This is a genomic window from Myxococcus vastator (assembly GCF_010894475.1).
GTDB lineage: Bacteria > Myxococcota > Myxococcia > Myxococcales > Myxococcaceae > Myxococcus > Myxococcus vastator.
The window spans coordinates 1-3,759 of the sequence record NZ_JAAIYB010000622.1 but is presented as its reverse complement, the minus strand read 5'-3'; the positions used below and the strand labels follow the sequence as shown (position 1 = coordinate 3,759).

The 3,759-nt window shown below is 68.3% G+C and carries 3 protein-coding genes; all 3 read right to left on the bottom strand.

What is annotated here, in order from left to right; all coding sequences use genetic code 11:
* Positions 1-1,054 (bottom strand): hypothetical protein (locus G4D87_RS35040; RefSeq protein ID WP_163787036.1); only part of this gene is annotated, 1,054 nt, incomplete at its 3' end.
* Between the two features lie 67 nt (positions 1,055-1,121).
* Entirely contained in the window at positions 1,122-1,640 is a 519-nt protein-coding gene (locus tag G4D87_RS35035; protein WP_013939209.1) for a DUF507 family protein, read from the bottom strand.
* A gap of 137 nt (positions 1,641-1,777) precedes the next feature.
* Positions 1,778-3,718 (bottom strand): excinuclease ABC subunit UvrC, encoded by a 1,941-nt coding sequence (gene uvrC, locus G4D87_RS35030; protein WP_163787034.1) that lies wholly within the window; start codon positions 3,716-3,718, stop codon positions 1,778-1,780.
* Between the last annotated feature and the right edge of the window lie 41 nt (positions 3,719-3,759).

The following is a 3,759-nucleotide window of genomic DNA, read 5'->3' as shown; positions in this document are numbered from 1 at the left end:
CCACCACGGTGGTCCCATCCAACGGCGTCACCGGGAGCTGCCCCGAGTACGTCGTGGGCGTGTTCGTCACCGTCGGCACGGGCAGCTCCCCACTGATGACCTCGGGCGTCACCGGCGCCCCTGGCACCGTCGTGGTCGGCACGGGCGTAGTCACCAGGCTGCCTGGAGCCGTCGCCGGCACCGTCACCCGCGTGACGCCCCCCGTCGTCGCCGCTCCGTCCAGCCCCGCCGTCCCGCTGCCGCCGATGGCCGACGGCGCGGGTGGAGGCGAAGCGGTGACGGGCGCCCCCACCGTGGCGGAGGGCGGTACCGGCGTCAGCGAACGCCAGCTCAGCGGCGGATTGCCCGTGTTCTCCACGAAGGGCCGCGAGCTCACCGCGGCGCCGCCCACGTCGATGGCCACGTCCTCGAACACGAACTGGATGAAGCCACGCGGCTCGACTCGCGGCGGGAGGTTCCACACCAGCACCACGAGCTCCGTGTCGTCGTAGCGCGCCTGCCGCAGGAGCCGGTGGGTGTCGTCATCCGCGTACGCGCCAGCGGCCAGCGCCGCCGCGTGCACGAAGGCCGTGTCCGTCAGCAGCTGCCCGTTGCGCCAGACGCTGCCCACGCCCCACACCGCCACCGCGGCGTGGGTGCGCGTCATCGCCGTCCAGCCCAGGCCACTGTCGCCGTAGAGCGGGACGTCCAGCAGCACGCCGCCGCCAATGGCATGTTGAGGCGGGCGAGGAAGCGGGCCCGAGCCCCCCTGCTCCGGCGGGAAGCCAGGCCGCGTCAGCTCCACCCGGTACTCCGTGGCCCCCAGCCGGAAGGACGCCTCCAGCGTCCCCTTGTCGCCATAGGTGGCGCCCGGAGGGGACACCCGGTCCTCCACCGTCAGCGACGCGCGCCCCGTGCCGCGCTCGGCGAGGTCCGTGAAGGGAAGTGAGCCTTGGATGAAGAAGCCGTCTGGCTGCTCGGTCCTCGCGCTGGCCTCGCGGCCCTCGAACGTGAACCCGCCTGGCGCCGCCGCCAGCAAGCCGGACAGAACGAACGTGGTGAAGGGTCCCGCCATCGACGCTGCCTCCTTGGTTTACAAGGTAGGCAGCGGAGCGGGGAACGGCATGCCCCACCCCTGCGAACTAGATGAGGCCGCGCGCCCTGCGGATCTGCTCGACCGTCTTGTTGTACTCGATGTCGAAGGCGCTGGTGCCCTCCTGCAGGTGCTTCAGGCGGGAGCGGGCTTCCTTGTCGATTTCGTCGTCCACGTCGAGGTGACGCTTCATGACGGCGAAGATCTTCTGACGCAGCCCGTTATCCGCCGAGTACACCTCTTCGACGTTCCGGCTGATGAGCAGGAACTCAATCATCTGGTTGATGACGTACTCGATGCCCTCGTCGCCCATCTTGAAGCCGCGAACGTCCGCCATCTCGCGCTTCACCTGGTTGAACTTGGAATAGTCGTAGCCGCGACGCTCCAGCGCTTCACGCGTCGCCTGGTTCACACGCTCCTCGTTCGCAAGGTACTCACGCATGATGGCTGACAGGTCCATCTCGGCGTCGGCCACGCGCATCGGCTCCACCTCGATGTCCCCGTCCTGCATGAGCTGCTGAATGGCCTCGCGCGAGATGATCGGGATCACCTTCGGATACAGCCTCATGTCGGTCCCTCGCCCTCTGTGAAACGTGCTCGGAATCGTCAACCGCTATAGTTCAGCGCCGAGCCCAGTCGCAATGAAAAACCCCAGGAACGTCGCGCTTCCAGCGCACTTCCCATCAGGTCTGCAGCGGAAATTAATCACGCTGCCCCGGGTGGCGACCCTCCCTGCGTTTTTTCGTCGACGGGTTCGTGCGCGTCGTCAAGGGAAGCCTCCCGTACGGGATCTTCCGCATCCTCTTCTGGATGCCCGTGGAGGCCCGCATGGACGCGCTCGGCCATGGCCGGCCCGACGACTTCCGCGAGCGCCTCGATGGAGGCGTCCCCCACCCGCTTGAGCGAACCGAAGTGCCGCAGCAGTTGCTTGCGCCGCGTCTCCCCCACGCCCGGGATGTCCTCCAGCGCCGAACGAACCCGGCTCTTGCGCAGCACCTGCTTCTGGTAGGTGATGGCGAAGCGGTGGGCCTCGTCCCGCATCCGCGTGAGCATGAACAGCTCCGCCGAGTTCTGGGACAGGACGATGGGGTCCTTGCGCCCCACCACGAAGACGCGCTCGGGGCTCCGGGCGCTCTCCGCGTCGCGGTCGAACACCTCCAGGTCGCGGCTCTTGGCCAGACCCACCACGTCCACCGACTCCACGCCCACGTCCTTCATCGCCGCGTGCGCGCTGGCCAGCTGCCCCTTGCCGCCGTCGATGACGAGCAGGTCCGGCAAGTCCTGCTCCTCCAGGCCCCGCTTCAGCCGGCGGGAGATGACCTCGTACATGCTGGCGAAGTCGTCCTGCTTCTCCAGCGTCTTGATTTTGTACTTCCGGTAGCGCGACTTGTCCGCGTCCCCGTCCGTCACCGCCACCTGCGACGCGACGATGGCCGACCCCTGGAAGTGCGAGATGTCGAAGCACTCCATGCGGCGCGGGAAGTTTCGCAGGCCCAGCCGCTGCTGGAGCCGGGACAGCACGGTGTCCGTCTCGTCCTTCGTGCGGCGGCGCTCCACGAAGGCCTGCTCGGCGTTCTTCGCCGCCATCTTCACCAGGTCCAGCTTCTCCCCGCGCTTGGGCACCAGGACCCGCACGCGCTCGCCCTTGCGCTCCGTGAGGAGCGCCTCCAGGCCCCCGGTGCCGTCCTCCAGCTCCAGCGGCAGCAGCACCTCCTCCGGCACGAAGCTGCCCTGGTCGTAGTAGAGGTTGACGAACGAGGCGATCAGCTCCTCGTCGGGGAACTCCTGGCTGCCGAAGGGGAAGGCCTGCCCGCCGTTGAGCCGGCCCTGCCGCACCCACAGGACGTAGAACAGGATGCGGTCCCCTTCCCGGTGGAAGGCGAAGACGTCCTGGTCCTTGAAGTCGGTGGTGGCGACCTTCTGGCGCTCCAGGCTCCGCTCGATGGCGCTGAGCTGGTCGCGAATCCGCGCGGCCTCCTCGAACTTCAGCTCCTGCGCGGCGCGCTTCATGCGCAGGCGCAGGCCCTCCACCAGCTCCCCGGCCTTGCCCTCCAGGAACATCACCACCTCGTCCACGCTGCGGTGGTAGTCCTCCTGGGGCACCGGGTACACGCACGGGGCGGGGCACCGGCCAATCTGGTGCAACAGGCAGGGCCGCTTGCGGTTGGCCAACACGTGGTCGGTGCACGTGCGCAGGCGGAAGAAGCGGTTGACCACCCGCAGCGTCTCGCGAATGGCCCCCGCGCTGGAGTACGGCCCGAAGTAGCGCGCGCCGTCGCGCTCGTACTTGCGCACCACTTCCAGGCGCGGATAGGCCTGGGAGCGGTCCAGGCGAAGCGAGATGAATTGCTTGTCGTCCTTGAGCAGGACGTTGAAGCGCGGCCGGTGCTTCTTGATGAGCTCGTTTTCGAGGAGCAGCGCCTCCTTCTCGTTGCTGACGAGCACCGTCTCCAGGTCACCCAGCAGCTGGTCCAGCAAGGACACGAAGACGCGCGTGTCGCCGGTTCGGTTGAAGTACGAGCGCACCCGGCTGCGCAGGTTGATGGCCTTGCCCACGTAGATGACCTGGCCCCGGCGGTCCTTCATCAGGTACACGCCGGGCCCGGTGGGCAGTGCGTCCAGCTTCTCCAGGAGCTTCGCGTCCATGCCCGCCCCCGGCTACTTGCGGCTCCGGGCCCGCGTGGAGC